Origin of the sequence: Streptomyces sp. NBC_01537 (assembly GCF_045040445.1) — a bacterium.
Classification (GTDB): Bacteria; Actinomycetota; Actinomycetes; order Streptomycetales; family Streptomycetaceae; genus Actinacidiphila.
In genome coordinates this window covers 1,484,052-1,500,804 of sequence record NZ_CP109392.1, presented here as the reverse complement: position 1 = coordinate 1,500,804, position 16,753 = coordinate 1,484,052, and the positions used below count along the sequence as shown (strand labels likewise).

General features: G+C 73.3%; 16 protein-coding genes. 6 read left to right on the top strand and 10 right to left on the bottom strand.

The annotated features are described in order from the left end of the window. Nucleotides 1-102: 102 nt before the first annotated feature. Together OG607_RS07030 and OG607_RS07025 are read right to left on the bottom strand one after the other, a co-directional pair. The gene (locus tag OG607_RS07030) at nt 103-1,044 is read right to left on the bottom strand and encodes an amidohydrolase family protein (protein WP_405720097.1); all 942 of its coding nucleotides are present in this window, start codon (nt 1,042-1,044) and stop codon (nt 103-105) included. After that, on the bottom strand, nt 1,037-1,861 hold the full coding sequence (locus OG607_RS07025) for an SDR family NAD(P)-dependent oxidoreductase (RefSeq protein ID WP_405720095.1): 825 nt from the start codon (nt 1,859-1,861) through the stop codon (nt 1,037-1,039). Before OG607_RS07025 ends, OG607_RS07030 begins: the two co-directional genes overlap by 8 nt. Nucleotides 1,862-2,023: 162 nt before the next feature. Between OG607_RS07025 and OG607_RS07020 the strand changes: the two genes are divergently transcribed. The 3 genes from OG607_RS07020 to OG607_RS07010 are packed head-to-tail and all read left to right on the top strand — an operon-like array spanning nt 2,024 to nt 5,479. Further along, nucleotides 2,024-3,358: a hypothetical protein gene (locus OG607_RS07020; RefSeq protein WP_405720093.1), complete on the top strand. Its 1,335-nt coding sequence runs from the start codon at nt 2,024-2,026 to the stop codon at nt 3,356-3,358. Beyond that, complete coding sequence (locus OG607_RS07015; RefSeq protein ID WP_405720091.1) at nt 3,355-3,954, top strand: carboxymuconolactone decarboxylase family protein; 600 nt, start codon at nt 3,355-3,357, stop codon at nt 3,952-3,954. The genes OG607_RS07020 and OG607_RS07015 overlap by 4 nt, the downstream gene beginning before the upstream one ends. A 43-nt stretch (nt 3,955-3,997) precedes the next feature. Further along, nucleotides 3,998-5,479 carry a serine/threonine-protein kinase gene (locus tag OG607_RS07010; RefSeq protein ID WP_405720089.1) on the top strand — a complete coding sequence of 494 codons (1,482 nt, stop codon included), beginning with the start codon at nt 3,998-4,000 and terminating at the stop codon, nt 5,477-5,479. Nucleotides 5,480-5,501: 22 nt separating this feature from the next. Here OG607_RS07010 and OG607_RS07005 read toward each other — a convergent pair whose 3' ends face one another. Further along, nucleotides 5,502-6,287, bottom strand: a complete 786-nt coding sequence (locus OG607_RS07005; protein ID WP_405720087.1) for an alpha/beta fold hydrolase — start codon at nt 6,285-6,287, stop codon at nt 5,502-5,504. A gap of 121 nt (nt 6,288-6,408) precedes the next feature. Between OG607_RS07005 and OG607_RS07000 the strand changes: the two genes are divergently transcribed. Next, nucleotides 6,409-7,779 (top strand): diacylglycerol/lipid kinase family protein, encoded by a 1,371-nt coding sequence (locus tag OG607_RS07000; protein WP_405720085.1) that lies wholly within the window; start codon nt 6,409-6,411, stop codon nt 7,777-7,779. Between the two features lie 62 nt (nt 7,780-7,841). Here OG607_RS07000 and OG607_RS06995 read toward each other — a convergent pair whose 3' ends face one another. The 3 genes from OG607_RS06995 to modA are packed head-to-tail and all read right to left on the bottom strand — an operon-like array spanning nt 7,842 to nt 10,521. Further along, a complete protein-coding gene (locus tag OG607_RS06995; RefSeq protein WP_405720083.1) occupies nt 7,842-8,885 on the bottom strand; it encodes an ABC transporter ATP-binding protein in 1,044 nt (347 codons plus the stop codon). Next, nucleotides 8,882-9,712 (bottom strand): ABC transporter permease, encoded by an 831-nt coding sequence (locus OG607_RS06990; protein ID WP_405720081.1) that lies wholly within the window; start codon nt 9,710-9,712, stop codon nt 8,882-8,884. Before OG607_RS06990 ends, OG607_RS06995 begins: the two co-directional genes overlap by 4 nt. After that, entirely contained in the window at nt 9,709-10,521 is an 813-nt protein-coding gene (modA, locus tag OG607_RS06985) for a molybdate ABC transporter substrate-binding protein (protein WP_405720079.1), read from the bottom strand. Before modA ends, OG607_RS06990 begins: the two co-directional genes overlap by 4 nt. Nucleotides 10,522-10,679: 158 nt before the next feature. Between modA and OG607_RS06980 the strand changes: the two genes are divergently transcribed. Beyond that, a complete protein-coding gene (locus OG607_RS06980; protein WP_405720077.1) occupies nt 10,680-11,327 on the top strand; it encodes a DUF2461 domain-containing protein in 648 nt (215 codons plus the stop codon). A 430-nt stretch (nt 11,328-11,757) separates the two neighbouring features. After that, a complete protein-coding gene (locus tag OG607_RS06975; protein WP_405720075.1) occupies nt 11,758-12,555 on the top strand; it encodes a putative protein N(5)-glutamine methyltransferase in 798 nt (265 codons plus the stop codon). On the opposite strand, the gene OG607_RS06970 is transcribed toward OG607_RS06975, so the two are convergent. The 4 genes from OG607_RS06970 to OG607_RS06955 are packed head-to-tail and all read right to left on the bottom strand — an operon-like array spanning nt 12,533 to nt 16,753. Then, on the bottom strand, nt 12,533-13,639 hold the full coding sequence (locus tag OG607_RS06970; protein ID WP_405720073.1) for an MSMEG_0565 family glycosyltransferase: 1,107 nt from the start codon (nt 13,637-13,639) through the stop codon (nt 12,533-12,535). The two genes, OG607_RS06975 and OG607_RS06970, sit on opposite strands and share 23 nt — an antisense overlap. Beyond that, nucleotides 13,636-14,472: a carbon-nitrogen hydrolase family protein gene (locus OG607_RS06965; RefSeq protein WP_405720071.1), complete on the bottom strand. Its 837-nt coding sequence runs from the start codon at nt 14,470-14,472 to the stop codon at nt 13,636-13,638. Before OG607_RS06965 ends, OG607_RS06970 begins: the two co-directional genes overlap by 4 nt. Beyond that, a complete protein-coding gene (locus OG607_RS06960) occupies nt 14,469-15,335 on the bottom strand; it encodes a carbon-nitrogen hydrolase family protein (protein ID WP_405720069.1) in 867 nt (288 codons plus the stop codon). The genes OG607_RS06965 and OG607_RS06960 overlap by 4 nt, the downstream gene beginning before the upstream one ends. Beyond that, nucleotides 15,332-16,753 carry an MSMEG_0567/sll0787 family protein gene (locus OG607_RS06955; RefSeq protein ID WP_405720067.1) on the bottom strand — a complete coding sequence of 474 codons (1,422 nt, stop codon included), beginning with the start codon at nt 16,751-16,753 and terminating at the stop codon, nt 15,332-15,334. Before OG607_RS06955 ends, OG607_RS06960 begins: the two co-directional genes overlap by 4 nt.

Sequence of the window (16,753 nt, the reverse complement as noted above, 5' to 3'; positions counted from 1 at the left end):
CACGCGTTGTGCGGGCATCGCGAACGTTAATGTCGACACTAAGTGATGGTCAATAGGTTTTGCGCTGAGAATCGGGCCCCTCTGTCGACACTTCTGGCGACACTACTGCCCCTCGGGTTCCTTCGGGAAGTCGAAGAACTCGGCCGGATTGTCGACCAGCAGCCTGTGCAATTGATCGGAATCCGGCGCGATGTCGGCCAGCAGGTCCACCAGCAGGCCGTCGTCGGGCGTCCCGCCCTCGATGTTCACGTGGGGGTAGTCGGTTCCCCAGAGCGCCCGTTCGGGTGCGTACGCCACGAGGGACGCGGCCAGCGCGACGGCGTCGGCGTACGGCGGGCCCTGCCGGGAGACCCGGTCCACCCCGCTGACTTTGACCCAGACGTCGCCGGTGTCGAGCAGCGCGAGCAGGGCCCGCAGGGCGCGGCTGTCCGGACCCTCGGTGATGTCGACCCGGGCGAGGTGGTCGATCACCACCCGGCCGGGGAGGGACCGGATGAGGCGGGCGAAGTCGGCGACCTCCTGGCCGGTGACGTGGAGTTCGGCGCCCCAGCCGAGGCCGTCCACCCGTTCCAGTACGGAGTCGATCTCCTCGCGGGTCGGGGCGGCCCGCAGGTGCGGCAGGAAGTTCAGCCGGAAGGCGCGTACGCCGGCCCGGTGCAGTTCCTCGATCTCGCCGCGGGTGGTGGCCTCGCCGATCAGGGCGACGCCGCGCAGCCGGCCGTCGGCCGCCGTCAGGGCGTCCAGCAGGACGCGGTGGTCGGAGCCGTTGGCGGAGGACTGCACGACCACGGCCCGGGTCAGGCCGAGATGGCTGTGCAGGGCGGCGAGTTGCTCCTTGGGGGCATCGAGGGGGGTGAAGGTCCGGTCGGGGGCGTAGGGGAAGACGGCGGCCGGGCCGAAGATGTGGCAGTGCGCGTCGCAACTGCCGGGCGGCAGCGCGAGGGCGGGCTTGCGGGGGGCCGGGTGCGGGGGCGGGCAGCCGGGCGAGGGAGCCGTTCTCGCGGTGTCGGTCGCGGCGGCCTCGGTAACGGCGGGCTCAGTCACAGCGGGCCGTCATTCCGCCGTCGACCACGATCTCGGTGCCGGTGACGAACCGGGCCTCGTCCGAGGCCAGGAACAGCGCGGCGTACGCGGTGTCGCGGCCGTCCCCCATGAACCCCAGCGGGATCCGCGCCTGACGCTGCGCCAGCAGCTTTTCCACGTCGCCGTCCGCCCGCTGGCCCGCGAGCCTGGCCTCGACCATCGGGGTGTGCAGCTGCCCGGGGACCACGGTGTTGACCCGGATGCCGTGCGGGGCGTGCTCCACGGCGGTCACCCGCGAGAACTGGATGACGGCCGCCTTGGCCGCCGCGTAGCCCACCTGGGCCGCGCCGGTCCAGCGCAGCCCGGAGGCGGAGGCGGTGTTGACGATCGAGCCGCGGCCGCCGCGCCGCATGACCGGGATGGCGTGCTTGCAGGCCAGGAAGGCGCTGGTGAGGTTGGTACGGAGCTGGCTCTCCCAGTCCTCCAGGCTCAGCTCGACCGCGCCGCCGGCCCGGGAGCCGCCCACGTTGTTGACCAGGATGTCGATCCGCCCGGCCTGCCGTTCCGTCTCCTCGAAGAAGGCCTGGACGGCTGCCGGTTCGGTCACGTCCAGCAGGTGTGTGTGGGCGGCGCCGCCCTCCTCGCGGATCCGCTCGGCGGTGACTTTCAACGAGCCTTCGTCGCGGTCCGTCAGGAACACGGTCGCGCCCTCACGGGCGAAGATCACGGCGGTGGCACGGCCGTTGCCCCAGCCGGGGCCGACGCTGCCGGCGCCGCTGATGACGGCGATCCGGCCCGCCAGCCGGCCATGCCCCGGATCGGGCACGTCTTGGGTCACGGTGGTCTCCCTCGGTCGGATCCGATGTGTCGACAGTCTTGCCGAGTGTCGACACAAAGTAAACATCCCTTGGAGATGGCAGGGGTTGCGGCAAGGTTCTTGCTGTGAGTGTCGACAGAATGCTTGGATGGATACCTTGCTTCGAAACCCGGAGGGCTGCTCATGGACAAGCCGGCAGTGTTCACCGCCGAGGAGATCGCCCGCTTCCGGGCCGAGTTGGCCGACCGGCGCACCCCCGGCGCCTACGAGCCCGGCCGCTGGTCGGTCAGCCCGCTCAACCGCCGCCCGGACGTGGCCGGGGATCTGCCGGAATCCGTGACGCTGCGCGACGCGACCCTGCGGTCGGTCGAGACGCTGCCCGGGGTGGTCGCCACCGGCGAGGCCAAGGAGGCGTATCTGCGGCAGCTCGTCGGCGCGGGCGTCGGCGAAGTGGTCACCGCGGGCCTCGCCGGACGGGACGACAAGGCGCTGCGCGCCGAGGTCGAGATCATCAGGAGCGCGGACTCCCGCTGCCGGGCGGTGTGTCCGCTGCTGCGCACCGCGCAGGACATCGACCGGGCGGCCGACGCGGGCTACGACGCCGTACAGATCTGGGTCCAGGGCTTCGGCGAGACCTCGCTGATCTACCAGCCGGCCGCCTACCAGCAGGCCTGGCGCGGCGAGGACTGGCGCACCCCGCACACCCCGCGCAGCCGCGCCGACGTGCTCGCCCGGGCCGTCCCGCTCATCCGGCACGCCCGGTCCCGGGGCCTGGACGCCGTCGTCCCGCTGCTGATGGTCTCCTACCTCACCGACGCCGTCCTGGCGGAGTCGGTTGCCGCCCTCACCGGCGCGGGCGCCACCGAGCTCACCCTCTTCGACGGCCCCGGCGCCATGAGCCCCGAGGCCTACGCCCACCTGGTGCGCCGTACGAAGGAACTGGCCCCGGCCGTCCGGATCGGCCTCCACCCGCACAACACCTTCGGCCTGGCCGTCGGCTGCGCGGTCGCCGCGGCCCGCGCCGGGGCCGATGTCGTCGAGCTGTCCGTCAACGGCTACTGCGGCGGCCCCGGCAACGCCGACCTGGCCGCCACAGCGCTGGCCTTCGAGGCGCTCTACGGAGTCCGCACCGGCATCCGCACCGAACGGCTCACCGCCCTCGCCCGCGCCGGCGAGGCGCTGACCGGCTACCACCTCGCCTGGAACCACCCGGTGACCGGCGCCAACGCCTTCTCCTGGGGCGGCATGGACATCGTCACCCAGGAGACGACGGTGGACCCGCTCCTCCACAACTGCCTCGAACCCACCCTCGTCGGCAACGAGCGCCGGATCCCCTTCACCCCCGACAGCGGCCCGTACACCCTCGCCGACAAGCTCGAACACCTCGGCATCGACGACCTCACCCCGGACCAGGTCGGGGAAGTCCTCCTCAGAGCCCGCGACATGATGTCCCGCGAAGGCCGCCTCCTCACCGACGCCGACCTGGCGGCCCTCGCCGGGGAAGTGGCCGCGCGATGAGCCGTCTCCCCCTCCTCGGCCCCGGCGAGCTGAACGCCGAACAACAGGCCCTCTACGAGGCGATCACCGGCGGCCCCCGCTCCACCGGCCCCCAGCTCTTCGCCCTCACCGACCCCGAGGGCCGACTCAACGGCCCCTTCAACGCGATGCTGTTCAGCCCCCGGCTCGGCCATGCCCTGCAGGCCCTCGGCTCCGCAATCCGTTACGCCACCGAACTGCCGCCCCGCGTCCGCGAGATGGCCGTCCTCGTCGTCGCCACCGCCTGGGACTGCGACTTCGAGCGCTACGCCCACGAACCCCTCGCCCGCGCCGCCGGCCTCACCGACCCCGAGATCCGGGCCCTCCGCGAAGGCGCCGACCCCCGCCTCGCCGACCCCGCCGAACGTGCCGCCTGGTCCGCCGCCCGCGCCCTGGCCGCCCCGGCCGCCCCGGACATCCTTGACGAGGCCTGGTACGCGGCCGCCCGCGACGCCCTCGGCGAGCGCACCCTCTTCGACCTCTCCACCCTGGTCGGCTACTACGCCACGCTGGCCCTGCAGTTGCGCCTGTTCGCCATCGGGCTGCCCGAGACTGCGGCAGAGCCTGCCAAAGGCTGATCTGTCCGGGCAGACTGTCCGAGCTCTGGGCTAAAGTCGCGCGATGCGGATCGAACATCTGGAACTGCCCGGCTACGAGGTCCTCGAAGTCCTCGGCCGGGGAGGCTTCGCCACCGTCTACCGCGCGCGCCAGCTCGCCGTGGGCCGGGAGGTCGCGCTCAAGATCGACAGCAGGACGCTGTCCTCGGACCGCGACCGGCAGCGATTCATGCGGGAGGTCACCGCCGCCGGGCAGCTGTCCGGCCATCCGCACGTGGTCGCGGTGTACGACGCCGGGGTGCTCCCCGACGGCCGCCCCTACATGGTGCTGGAGCTGTGCCCCGGCGGATCCCTCAGCGACCGGCTGCACAAGGACGGTCCGCTCCCGGCGAACGAGGCGCGGGACATCGGCGTGCGCATCGCCGACGCGCTGGCCGCCGCGCACGCGGCGGGCGTGCTGCACCGCGACATCAAGCCCGGCAACATCATGATCGACCAGTACGGCGCCGTCGCCCTCGCCGACTTCGGGCTGGCCGCGATGCCCCGGCCCGGACACGAACTGTCCGTGACCCGGGAGGCACTGACCCCCGCCTACGCCCCGCCCGAGGCCTTCCGGATGGCCGAACCCACCCCCGCCGGGGACGTCTACTCACTCGGCGCGACCGTCTACGCCCTGCTGCAGGGCCGCCCGCCGCACTTCCCCGAAGAGGGCAGTCTCAGCATCGCGGAGATCATCACCCGCCACGACCAGCCCATACCCGACCTGCCCGGTGTGAGCCCCGCCCTCACCGAGGTCCTCCGGCACTCCATGGCCCCCGACCCCGCCCGCCGGCTCCCCGGCGCCGCCGCGCTGCGCGACGCCCTCGCCGCCCTCGCGGGCACCGAAACCGTGCCCATCGTGCCGGGGCGCCCCGCTCGCCAGGCCCGGCGGCGTCCCCGGCTGGCCGTCCCGGCCGTGGTCATGGCCACCGTCGTCGTCGGCACGGGCGGAGTGCTGGCCTACCAGCAGTGGACGCCGGACGGAACGCCCTCGGTGTCCTCGTCCTCATCCTCTTCCACTTCTTCTGCTTCCACGGATTCCAAGGCCTCCGCCACTGCAGCGGCCGGCGCCGGCTTCGGGGTCGCCACGACCACCGAGAACTGCCCGGCGGCATCCGTCGCCGGCCTGCATGCCGCCTGCACCACGACCGCCGAGTGCTGGGGCGGCATGGTCGTCATCGCCGGAAACGTCACCGTCACCCGCTCGGACTGCCTGGTGGAGCACCGGTGGGAGACCTTCGCCATCGCTCCGCTCCCCTCGGACGGGATGACCGTCGATCAGCAGGAGCTGGAGAAGCATCCCGGCATCCGCAAGCTCTGCTCGCGCGAGGTCATGGCGAAGTCCAGACGCGGCAGCGCGGCACTGGCCATTGACCCCGCCGACTGGACCACCGACGTACTCCCGCCCACCCCGACCCAGTACGCCGACGGGCTCCGCGTCTTCCGCTGCGTCGCCACGGTCACCGGAACAGAGCCAGCCATCGCCTACTTCCGGCCCCGGTCCTGAGCCGGCGGTCGGCGGTCAGTGGTCAGCGGGCGAGGAACGGGCGTAGTGCCGCGGTGAGTTCGGTGGGCGCGTCCAGGGCGATGAGGTGGGCGGCGGTGGCGAACTCGACCAGGGTGGCGCCGGGGATCGCGGTGGCGTAGCGGCGGGCGATGTCCTGGAAGTCGGCGACGTCGAGCTTGCCGATCCCGACCAGGGTGGGGACGGCGATCGTGGTGAGGTCGCCATCGCCGACGCCCTGGGAAAGCTCCCCCACGATCTCCTGGTTCTCCAGCGAGGTCCGCATCGGGCCCAGGAGCCCTTCGGCGAGTCCCGCGCCGACGTCCTCCCACTTGCGGGCCGGTCCGCGCAGCCACATGTCCAGGTTGACGCGGACGGCGGAGTCCAGGTCGCCTGCGGCCAGGGCCGCGGTTTCCGCCTCGTCGTACGCGATCATTTCCGCCGACCAGTCGTATCCGGGCCACGGTGGGGCGAGCAGGACGAGGGAGTGCACCCGGCCCGGGTGGGCGAGAGCGAAGTCCAGGGTGACGCGGCCGCCCCAGGAGGCGCCGACGAGCCGGACCCGCTCGTGGCCGAGGTGGTCCAGGAGGCGGCGCAGGTCGTCGGCCTCGTCGAACGGGCCGGCAGGGGGCGGGGACTCGCCGAAGCCGCGCAGGTCGTACCGGATGACGGTGTGCGTTTCCGCGAGGGCGGGCACGACCGCGTCCCACATGCGGTGGTCGGCGACGCCGGCGTGCGCGAGCACGACGGGTGGTCCTTGTCCGGTGACGGTGTAGGAAAGGTGGCCGAGTTCGTCGGCGAGTATGAGCATCTGCAGATGCTGACAGAGAGTCACCGCGCGCGCCACCGAATTCGGGCGGACCGCCGTTCAGGGAAGTACGGGGTCACGGCACGTAGGATCGCAGCCCCCTGGCTTTGGACCTGGAGGGCTGATGGGCGGCGTTCCCGCGGCACGTACGCATGCGCATGCGGCGCAGCGCTGGTCGGCACGGCTGGCACTGGCCGCCGTGGCGGCGGCCGTGCTGCTGTTGCCCTTGTCGGCCGGGCTGTTCGGGAGCCTGGCGCTGATCGTGGTCGGACTGGTCGGCATAACGGTGACGGTGGCGGCCGTGTGGTGGGTGCTGACCCGGCGCGGTGCGGCGAGGGTGCTCGCGGCCGTACTGGCCGTCGCGGCGCCGCTCGCCGTGCTCGCGCTGTACGCGGCGGCGAAGCTGCTGTGGGAGGTGCTCCTGGTCGCCGCGCTGTGGGGCGTGGCGGTGTGGGCGGGCCGGGCCGCGCTGCGCGGGACGGGTCCGCGTTCCGGACGGCGTGCGGAGCCATCGGCTGCGCGGCCCGCGCATGCGTTCTTCATCATGAATCCCCGCTCGGGCGGCGGGAAGGTGGAGCGGTTCGCGCTGAGGGAGAAGGCCGAAGCGCTCGGTGCGCGTGTCGTGCTGCTCGATCCGGCCCGGCCTCAGGATGTCGCCGAGCTCGCCCGTACGGCGGTCGACGACGGCGCCGACCTGCTCGGCGTGGCCGCCGGGGACGGCACCCAGGCCCTGGTGGCCGGGGTGGCCGCCGAGCGGGACATCCCCTTCCTGGTCGTCTCGGCCGGTACCCGCAACCACTTCGCCATGGACCTCGGCCTGGACCGTGACGACCCGTCGGCCTGCCTGGACGCCCTCACCGACGGCGTCGAACTCCGCATCGACCTGGGCTTCGTCTCGGGCCCCGCCACCGACCGTCCGTTCGTCAACAACGCCTCGTTCGGCGCCTACGCCGCCGTCGTGCAGAGCCCGGCCTACCGCGACGACAAGGTCCGTACGATCCTCGAACTCCTCCCCGACCTCCTCACCCACCGGCGCGGCCCCCGCCTCACCGCCCGGGCCGCGGGCACCACCGTCGACGAGCCCCAGGCCGTGCTCGTCAGCAACAACCCCTACCGCACCGGCGACCCCGCCGGGCTCGGCCTGCGCGAACGCCTCGACTCCGGCGTCCTCGGCGTCCTCGCCGTCAAGGTCGAGAACGCCGCCGAGGCCGCCGGGCTGCTCCGGGGCCCGCAAGCCGCCGGGCTCACCGTCGTCACCGCCCCCGAAGTGGTCGTCGACGCCGACGCCGACGAGATCGAAGTGGGTGTCGACGGCGAGGCCCTCGTCCTGCCGACGCCCGTACGCTGCCGGATCCAGCCGCGCGCCCTGCGCGTACGGGTCCCCCGGGAGCGCCCCGGCGTGCCCCCACCGCAGCCCCGCATGGCCTGGCACCGGCTGCGGGAGCTGGCGGCGGAGGTGGGGCACATCGCGGTTTCCCGGCCGGCCCGGGGCTAGGGTCTGTCCGGGGGGTCTCCGTGGCGACGCCACGGAGACCCCCCGGACAGACCCTAGGCAGATCAGGCGGGGTAGGCGCGGACCTGGGCGGCCTTGACGGTGGCCCAGACCGGGGCGCCGGGGTGGAGGCCGAGCTCGGCGGTGGCGGCGGTGGTGAGGTCGGCGGTGAGGGGGAGTTCGCCGGTGAGGGAGACCCGGATCTGGTCGCCGTGGGACTCCAGGCCGGCGACCTCGGCGGGCCACAGGTTGCGGGCGCTGGAGCCGGTGGGGCGGTCGCGGTGGAGGGTGACGGCGCTGGGCGGGAAGGCGGCGAAGGCCGGTCCGGTGAGGGCGTCGGCGGCCGTGATCTCGGGCCCGCCGCCGGCGACCCGGACGGTGTGGCCGACGGCCTCGCCCCGGTAGAGGTTGAGGCCGACCAGGTGGGCGATGTAGTCCGTACGCGGGTGGCGGGCTATCGAGGCCGGGGAGCCCTCCTGGACCGTGCGGCCGTCCTCGATGACGACGAGCCGGTCGGCCAGCACCATGGCGTCCAGCGGGTCATGGGTGACCAGGACCGCCACGGCCTCGAAGTCGGCGAGGTGGCGGCGCAGCTGGGCGCGTACGTCGAGCCGGGTGCGGGCGTCCAGGGCGGCGAGCGGCTCGTCCAGGAGCAGCAGCCGGGGGTGCGTGGCCAGGGCCCTGGCCAGCGCGACGCGCTGGGCCTGGCCGCCGGACAGCTTGCGCGGCTTGGCGGCGGCGTGGTCGTCCAGGCCCATGCGCTTGAGCCAGCCGGCGGCCTCGGCGCGGGCCCGGTCCTTGGGCACGCCGTGGCAGCGGGGCCCGAAGGCGACGTTGTCCAGCGCGCTGAGGTGCGGGAACAGCAGATAGTCCTGGAAGACGACACCGACCGGCCGGGTCTCGGGCGGGGTGCCGTCCAGCGAGAGGCCGTCCAGCACCAGATGGCCGCCGGTGAGCGGGGTGAGCCCGGCCAGGGCGCGCAGGGCGGTGGTCTTGCCGGCGCCGTTGGGGCCCAGCAGGGCGACGACCTCGCCGGGGGCGGCGGTGAGGCGTACGTCGAGCCGGAAGGCCTCGCGCTCGACGATCAGGTGTGCGTCCAGGCCCGTCATGGCGCGGCCATCCAGCGGTCGCGCAGCCCGGCCAGCACCGCGATGGACACCGCCAGCAGCACCAGGCTCAGCGCGATCGCGGCGGCCGGGTCGCTCTGCAGCGCCAGGTACACGGCCAGCGGCATGGTCTGCGTACGCCCCGGGAAGTTGCCTGCGAAGGTGATGGTCGCCCCGAACTCGCCCAGCGCCCGCGCCCAGGCCAGCACTGCCCCGGCCGCGATGCCCGGTGCGATCAGCGGCAGCGTCACCCGGCGGAAGGCGGTGAAGCGCGAGGCCCCCAGCGTCATGGCGGCCTCCTCGTAGCGCGGGTCGGCGGCCCGCAGGGTGCCCTCGACGCTGATCACCAGGAACGGCATCGCCACGAAGGCCTCCGCCACGACCACCCCCGCCGTCGTGAACGGCAGTGTCACCCCGAACGCCTCGTCCAGCCACCGCCCGACGATGCCGTTGCGGCCCAGCGCCAGCAGCAGCGCCACGCCGCCCACCACGGGCGGCAGCACCAGCGGCAGCGTGACCAGCGCCCGTACGAGACCGCGCCCGGGGAACTCGGTGCGCGCCAGCAGCCAGGCCAGCGGCACGCCCAGCACCAGGGAGACCACGGTGGCGCTGGTCGCGGCGATGAGCGACAGCCGCAGCGCCTGCCAGACGCCGGGGCTGGTCAGCTGGTGCGGCAGATCGCTCCAGGGCGTACGGATCAGCAGCCCGGCCAGCGGCAGTAGCAGGAAGGCCAGCCCGAGCAGGGCCGGCAGCAGCAGCGGCAGCGGCACCGGGGAGCGGCGGCGCTGCCGGGGCTGCTTGCGGCCCGCTACGAGAACGGGCTCCGTCACGGGTTGAGGAAGCCCGCCGCCGTCAGGACCTTCTTGCCCTCGGCGGACTCCACCAGGGCGATGAAGGCCTTGGCCGCGGCCGCGTTCGGCGCGTCCTTGAGCAGGGCGATCGGGTACTCGTTGATGGCCTTGGCCGACTCGGGGAATTCCACACCGTCCACCTTGCCACCCGCGGCCTTCACATCGGTCTTGTAGACCACGGCGGCGTCGGCCTCCTTCAACTCGACCTTCGTCAGGGCGCTCTTGACGTCCTGCTCGTACGACACCGGGGTGAGCTTCAGGCTGCCGGCGGTCAGGGCCTTCTGCGCGGCGGCGCCGCACGGCACCGTCTTGTCGCACAGCACGACCTTCAGGCCGGACTTGGTGAGGTCCTTCAAGGAGGTGATCTTGTCGGGGTTGCCCGGCAGGGTCGCGATCTCCAGCTGGTTGCGCACAAAGGTGACGGGGGTGCCGACGGCGTCCTTCGCGTCCGTGACGATCGCCATCGTCTTGGCGCTGGCCGAGGCGAAGACATCGGCCGGCGCGCCCGAGGTGATGCTCGCCGCGAGGGTGTCGCTGCCCCCGAAGTTGAAGGTCACCCTGGTGCCGGGGTGAGCGGCCTCGAAGGTCTTGCCCAGGCTGGTGAAGCTCTCCTTCAGGGACGCGGCGGCGAAGACCGTCACCGTGCCCGACAGCTTCGCCGACGAGGACGCCGACGGCGACGAGGAGGCGGAAGAGCTGTCCGAGGAGGAGCAGGCGCTGAGGGCCAGCAGAGCCGCAGTGGCTGTGCCGGCCAGCTGCAGGGTCCGGCGGCGCGCGGTACGGGTCATCACTGGGTCTACTCCCTCATCTGGTGAATGTCCTGATCATAGTGCCGCAAATGCGAGGTGTAGGTCTCCTGTCGCATTGCATGAGCGCAACGATCACCCCAAGGGGCCTGGTATGTGCGTTTCTACGATCTTCCGCGCGACCGGCGTACGCTGCGAGTGTGACCTTCCGAGGCTGGCCCGCCGAGGCGCTGGAGTTCTACGAGGGACTCCGGGCCGACAACTCGAAGCTCTACTGGACCGCGCACAAGGACGTGTACGACGCCCAGGTGCTCGCCCCGATGGAGCAGCTGCTCGCCGAGCTGGAGGACGAGTTCGGCACGGGGAAGATCTTCCGCCCCTACCGTGACGTCCGCTTCAGCTCCGACAAGTCCCCGTACAAGACCGCCATCGGCGCCACGCTGAGCGGCGGAGGCTACGTCCAGCTGTCGGCGGAGGGACTGGCCGCCGGCAGCGGCTACTACGTGATGGCCTCCGACCAGCTGCGCCGCTATCGCGAAGCGGTGGCCGAGGAGGCGGCCGGGGCCGAGCTGGAGGCCCTCATCGCCCAGGTCGTCAAGCAGGGCATCGAGGTCCGCTCGCGGGAGCGGCTGAAGGGCGCGCCGCGCGGCTGGCCCAAGGACCATCCCCGGCTGGAACTGCTGCGGAACAAGGACCTGTTCGCCTGGCGGCAGTGGCCCGTCGGGCCGTGGCTGGGCACCGCCGCCGCCAAGCGGCGCGTGGTGGAGTTCCTGCGCGCCACCGGCCCGTTCGACGAGTGGCTGGACCGCAACGTCGGACCCTCGGAACAGCCCGGCTCACGCAGCTGAAATCCCCTAGGTCCTGTCCGGGCGATCATGAACGGCCCCTTCGCCGCCGCCGTGACATCAGCCGCTGGCGCGGCGGGTGGCACCTCGCCGCGTTGCCGGAATGCCCACAGGAAACCACCCTGCGGGCATTCCGGCGCCTTGCGATGCACCGCACCAGACGACGCCGCTGTGACATCAGCCGCTGGCGCGGCGGGCGCCCATGATCGCCCGGACAGGACCTGGCTGAAATACCGGAGCCGCTGGACATCCACCCCGCCGGTCGATCAGAATCAGCACGGAAACGAGGATCCGCCAGGGATCCCGCGCACCGAGGAGGTGAGACCCATTACCGCTTTGTCAGGTCGGGTGCTCTCACCTCACGGTCACGCCCAGCCGGTCCACCCGGCGTAGGGGACCGAGAGAGCGCCCTTCGACAGCTCGAAAGGCTCTCGTGTCGCTTTCTCTCGCAACGTCCGTCAGCTCGTTCACCACCATCGTCACCAAGCTCCGTGCCTCCGGCTGCGTCTTCGCCGAGGACGAGGCGCGGCTGATCCTCTCCACCGCCCGAACACCCGCCGAAGTCATCTCCATGGTGGACCGGCGAGTCGATGGTCTTCCCCTCGAACACGTCCTCGGCTGGGCCGAGTTCTGCGATCTGCGGATCGCCGTCGACCCCGGCGTCTTCGTGCCCCGCCGCCGCTCAGAGTTCCTCGCCCGCCAGGCCCTCTCCCTCGCCGCGCCGCGAGCCGTCGTCGTCGACCTGTGCTGCGGCTCCGGCGCCCTCGGCGCGGTACTGGCCGAGGCCTTCGGCCAACTCGAGCTGCACGCGGCCGACATCGACCCCGCCGCCGTACGCTGCGCCCGCCGCAACCTCGGCCCCGCCGGTGGCCAGGTCCATGAGGGCGACCTCTATGAGCCGCTGCCCGCCGCCCTGCGCGGCCGCGTCGGCATCCTCCTCGCCAATGTGCCCTACGTGCCCTCCGGCGCGGTCGCCCTGCTGCCCGCCGAAGCCCGCGTCCACGAGGCGCGCGTCGCGCTCGACGGCGGTGCGGACGGGCTCGATGTCCTGCGCCGGGTGACCGCCCTGGCGCCGCGATGGCTGGCGCCGGGCGGCCACCTGCTGTTCGAGACCAGCGAGCGCCAGGCCCCGCAGGCCATCGAGACCGTCGCCCGCGACGGCCTGATCCCACGGGTGGCGACGTGCGACGACCTGGAGGCGACAGTCGTCATCGCGACGAGGCCGAACTGACGGCTCCCTGGCGGTTGTAGAAGGCCAGATGCCGCTCGGCCGCGGCCTCCCACGTGTGCCGGGCGGCAAGCTCGCGGCCGGCCGTGCGCCGGGCGGGGTCGGGGACGGTGAGGGCGGCGGAGAGTTCGCCGGCGAGGGCGGCGGGGGTGGTGGCGAAGCGGGCGGCCGGGCCGAAGACCTCCCGCAGGACGGGGAGGTCGCGGACGACGAGGGGGACGCCGGCGGCGAGGGCCTCCATGGCGGCGAGGCCGAAGCCCTCCTTGGCGGAGGGGAAGGCGAAGGCGTCGGCCGCGGCGACGAGCGACGGGAGGTCGGGTTCGGGGACGGGCCCGAGGACGACGGGCTCGATGCTGAGCTCGGCGGCGCGGGCCTCCCAGCGGGCTCGGTAGTCGCGGTAGTCGAAGAGGGTCTCGCCGCCGCCGATGACCAGCCTCACGTCAGGATGAGGGCCGCGCAGCAGGGCGTACGCCTCCAGCAGGTCCAGCGAGCCTTTGCGGGGCTCGATGCCGCCGACGGTGAGGACGTACCGGCCCAGGCGCTGCCGCCAGGCGTCCCGGGCCGCCGGGTCGGTGGTGGAGAAGCGGTCGTACGCGACGCCGTTGGGGATGACGTCGGCCTTGATGCCCCAGCCGTCGGCGAGTTCGGTGGCGACGGCGCCGGAAACGCAGACATGCGCATGCGGCTCGACGATCGCCCGCTCGTGGCAGGCCGCCAGTTCAGGGGTCGTGAAGTGGTCGATGTGGTGGACCGTGCGGATGCAGGGGCCGGCCGCGTTGGCGCTGATGCAGTCCTGCGCGTGCACGATGTCGTACGAGGACGCGGACTGCGAAAACGCCTTGCGCAGGACGGCTATCGAGCGCAGCACGCGCGCGCCCACGGTCTCGTCGGCCGGCCCGTCGGGGAACGGGACGACGCGCAGGGCGACGGCGGGGGAGACCTCGCGGAAGAAGCCGGTGTCGCCGCCCCTGCCGAGCGACCACACGGTGACCTGCTGCCCGGCCGCTGCCAGGGCCTCGGCCAGCGCCAGGGTGTGGACGACGCCGCCGCGCGGCTTGGTGGAGTAGGTCAGCAGGGCGATCTTCACGAAGGGCTCTCCCGGTAGGCGGCGGGCCGGCGTTCGTCGAGGTGGCGCAGGATGCGGCGGGCGCGCTCGACCTCGGCGGAGACATCGACCTCGGCGACCGCCAGCCCGGCCTTCGCCCAGGTGCGGGCGAGGATGTCGCCGCCGGGGCCGACGACCTTGGCCTGGCCGAGGAAGCGCATGCCGCCCATGGCGCCGGTCTGGTTGGAGGAGGCCAGGACGACCTGGTTCTCCGCGGCGCGGGCCTGGTCGTACAGGTCGAACAGGCGTGCCTGGCGGTCCTGGGCCATGCGCGGGGCGCGGTTGGTGATGCTGGTGGGCCAGGCGGACAGGCAGGCGAGGATCTCGGCGCCGTCCAGGGCGAGGCTGCGGGCGGACTCGGGGAAGGTCTTGTCGTAGTCGATGAGCATGCCGATCCGGCCGACCGGGGTGTCGAAGGCGTCGAAGCGGTCACCGGCCGCGTACGCGGCGACCTCCCCGGCCGGCAGGTGGACCTTGCGGTGGCGGCCCAGGACGCCGTCGCCGCTGACGCACACGGCGGCGTTGTAGCGCTCGTCGCCGCCGTCCTCGCAGTAGCCGACGCACACCACCATCTCGGCGGCGAGCCGGGCCACTTGCAGGATCAGCGGGTCGTCCGGCTTGAGGGCGGGCGGGAGCGCCTCGGGGTCGGGGTGCCGCAGATCGGCCAGATAGCCGCCGAGGGCGGCATCGGGCAGCACCAGCAGCCCGGCGCCCTCCTTGCGGGCGTCGTCGATCAGCTTGGCGATGCGGGCCAGGTCGAACTCCAGGTCGCGGCCGAAGTGTGCGGCCGCGGCCGCGATCCGGATGGTGGTCATGCGCTTGGTGCTCCCGGGGTGGACAGTGCGTAGGTCTCGGGCCGCCGGTCCCGCAGATGGCCCATGGAACGGCGGGCGGTCTCCAGTGCCTGGGCCACGTCGAGTTCGGCGACGGCGATTCCGGCGCCGACACCGGTGTCGGCGAGGATCTCGCCGCCCGGGTCGACGACCTTGGCGCTGCCGACGAATCGTAGCGACCCGAAGGTGCCCGCCTGGTTCGCCGACAGCCACACCATCTGATTCTCCAGCGCCCTGGCCCGGTCGAACAGGTCGAAGCGCCGCTTCCAGCGGTCCTCGGCGAGGTCGGTGGCGGCGTTGGTACGCGACCCGGGCCAGGCGGACACGCACACGCCGATCTGGGCGCCGTCCAGGGCCAGGGCGCGGGCGGACTCCGGGAACGCCTTGTCGTAGCAGATCATCATGCCGAGCCGGCCGACCGGAGTGTCGAAGGCGCGGAAGCGGTCGCCCGACGCGTAGCTCGCGTCCTCGCTGAGCGGCTGGTGGACCTTGCGGTGGTTGCCGAGCACTCCGTCGCCGGTGACGCAGACGACGCTGTTGTAGCGCTGGTCCCCGGCTGCCTCGCAGTAGCCCGCGATCACGGTCATCTCACCCGCGAGGGCTGAGAGCCGGCGGATCTCCGGACCGTCGACGGCGAGCGGGGGCGGGCCCGGGTCGTCCCCGGCGTCGTCGCCGTCCAGGCTGAGGAGATAGCCGCCGAGAGCGGCCTCGGGGAGCGCGAGGAGGCGTACGCCCTCGGCGCGGGCCTCCTTGATCAGCCGCTCGGCGACGGCGAAGTCCTCTTCGAGATCGCGGCCGAACCCGGCGGAGACGGCGGCCATGCGCAGCGTACGAAGGGTGGTCATGCTGTCCCCATTCCGGTCACCGGTCCGGTGACCGCTTGCGTGATCTCTCCGTCGGGCCAGCGCAGCCCGACGCCTTGTCCCCCGGTCAGTTCCCCGCACCGTGCGCCGACCGCCGGACCGGCGTCCAGGGCCGCAGCGCCCGCGGTCAGCATCGCGAAGCCGGGGAAGCAGGTCAGCCAGTCGCCCATGGACGCGTCCTGGACAGGGCGCGGCACGGCGGCGACGTCGAGCACCGCACCGCAGCCGCTCGCCTCGGCCAGCATCCCCAGTGTCCCGGCGATCCCGGCCATCGACACGTCCTTGGCGGCGGCGGGCCGGGCGGCGGCCACCGCCCCCGTCATCGCCCGCAGTTCGTCCGCACGGCGCCGGGTCGTGGAGTCCCACTGCCGGCCCCGGTAGCCCGGCCGCCACCCGCCGCCCAGGTCGGCGGTCAGCCGGACCGCCTGGCCCGGCCTGCCCCCGCCGCCGGGCACGGGGTGCGCGGTGCGGCCCAGCGCGGTCACCGACAGCGCGGCCGGCACGCCGAGTTGCGTGTGCCCGCCCAGGACGGGGACGCCGTACGCCTGTGCCGCCGCGCGCAGTCCGGCCAGCACGCGGGCGGCGTGCGAGGCGTCGCGCGCACCGAGTGCGTCCAGCAGGCCGACCGGGGCGGCGCCCATCGCCGCGAGGTCGTTGATGTTGACCAGCACCGAGCACCAGCCGGCCCACTCCGGGTCGCGCTCCACCATGGACGGCACGATCGCGTCGCACGCCGCCACGATGTCCGTGCCCGGCACGGGGGCGCCGTCGTCCCCGACGAACCCGTGGCCGCCGGGCGCGAGCCCGGCGAGGAGCGGGCCGAGGGCGGCTTTGGCGGCCGTCGCCTGGGCGTCGATCCGGCCGATCGGGTGGCGCATGAGCGTGTGCGGCGCGCCCGCGACCGTCGTCTGCCGTACGGCTGTCCAGCCGAGCCGCCGGAACAGCACCTCGTTGCGGGCCTGCACGGTGGCCTCGAAGCGCAGCACGCCCTCCGCCTCCGCGCGGGCGCAGGCCGCCCGCACCAGCGCCGCGCCGACGCCGCCCGCGCCCCGGGCGGCGGGCGCGACGGCCAGGCGTCCGCCGTACCACCAGCCGATGTCCGGGCCGTCGTCGGCGGGACCCAGGCGGACGCCGCCGATCACCGTGCCGGTGCGGTCGCGGGCGACGAGGACGAGGGTGCGGGGATCGGCGTCGTGGTCGTCGGTGTCATGGGTGTGGAAGAGGCCCTGTTCGTGGACGAAGACCTCCCGGCGGAGGTGGTGGTAGGCGGCGAGGGCGGCGGCGTCCTCGGCCTGTTCGATGCGGTAGGACGGTTGCCGGTGCCGCTCGATGGTGCTGCGGTCGCCGAGGAGGAGCAGGATGTCGCCGTCCGGGCCGCCGGGCAGCAGGTCGTCAGCCAT

What these genes read in the sequence shown, in the direction of transcription:
- OG607_RS07020 (WP_405720093.1), top strand. Translation starts at nt 2,024, where the DNA reads ATGGACAAGCCGGCAGTGTTCACCGCCGAGGAGATCGCCCGCTTCCGG.
- OG607_RS07015 (WP_405720091.1), top strand. Translation starts at nt 3,355, where the DNA reads ATGAGCCGTCTCCCCCTCCTCGGCCCCGGCGAGCTGAACGCCGAACAA.
- OG607_RS07010 (WP_405720089.1), top strand. Translation starts at nt 3,998, where the DNA reads ATGCGGATCGAACATCTGGAACTGCCCGGCTACGAGGTCCTCGAAGTC.
- OG607_RS07005 (WP_405720087.1), bottom strand. Translation starts at nt 6,287, where the DNA reads ATGCTCATACTCGCCGACGAACTCGGCCACCTTTCCTACACCGTCACC.
- OG607_RS07000 (WP_405720085.1), top strand. Translation starts at nt 6,409, where the DNA reads ATGGGCGGCGTTCCCGCGGCACGTACGCATGCGCATGCGGCGCAGCGC.
- OG607_RS06995 (WP_405720083.1), bottom strand. Translation starts at nt 8,885, where the DNA reads ATGACGGGCCTGGACGCACACCTGATCGTCGAGCGCGAGGCCTTCCGG.
- modA (WP_405720079.1), bottom strand. Translation starts at nt 10,521, where the DNA reads ATGACCCGTACCGCGCGCCGCCGGACCCTGCAGCTGGCCGGCACAGCC.
- OG607_RS06965 (WP_405720071.1), bottom strand. Translation starts at nt 14,472, where the DNA reads ATGACCACCATCCGGATCGCGGCCGCGGCCGCACACTTCGGCCGCGAC.
- OG607_RS06960 (WP_405720069.1), bottom strand. Translation starts at nt 15,335, where the DNA reads ATGACCACCCTTCGTACGCTGCGCATGGCCGCCGTCTCCGCCGGGTTC.
- OG607_RS06955 (WP_405720067.1), bottom strand. Translation starts at nt 16,753, where the DNA reads ATGGCTGACGACCTGCTGCCCGGCGGCCCGGACGGCGACATCCTGCTC.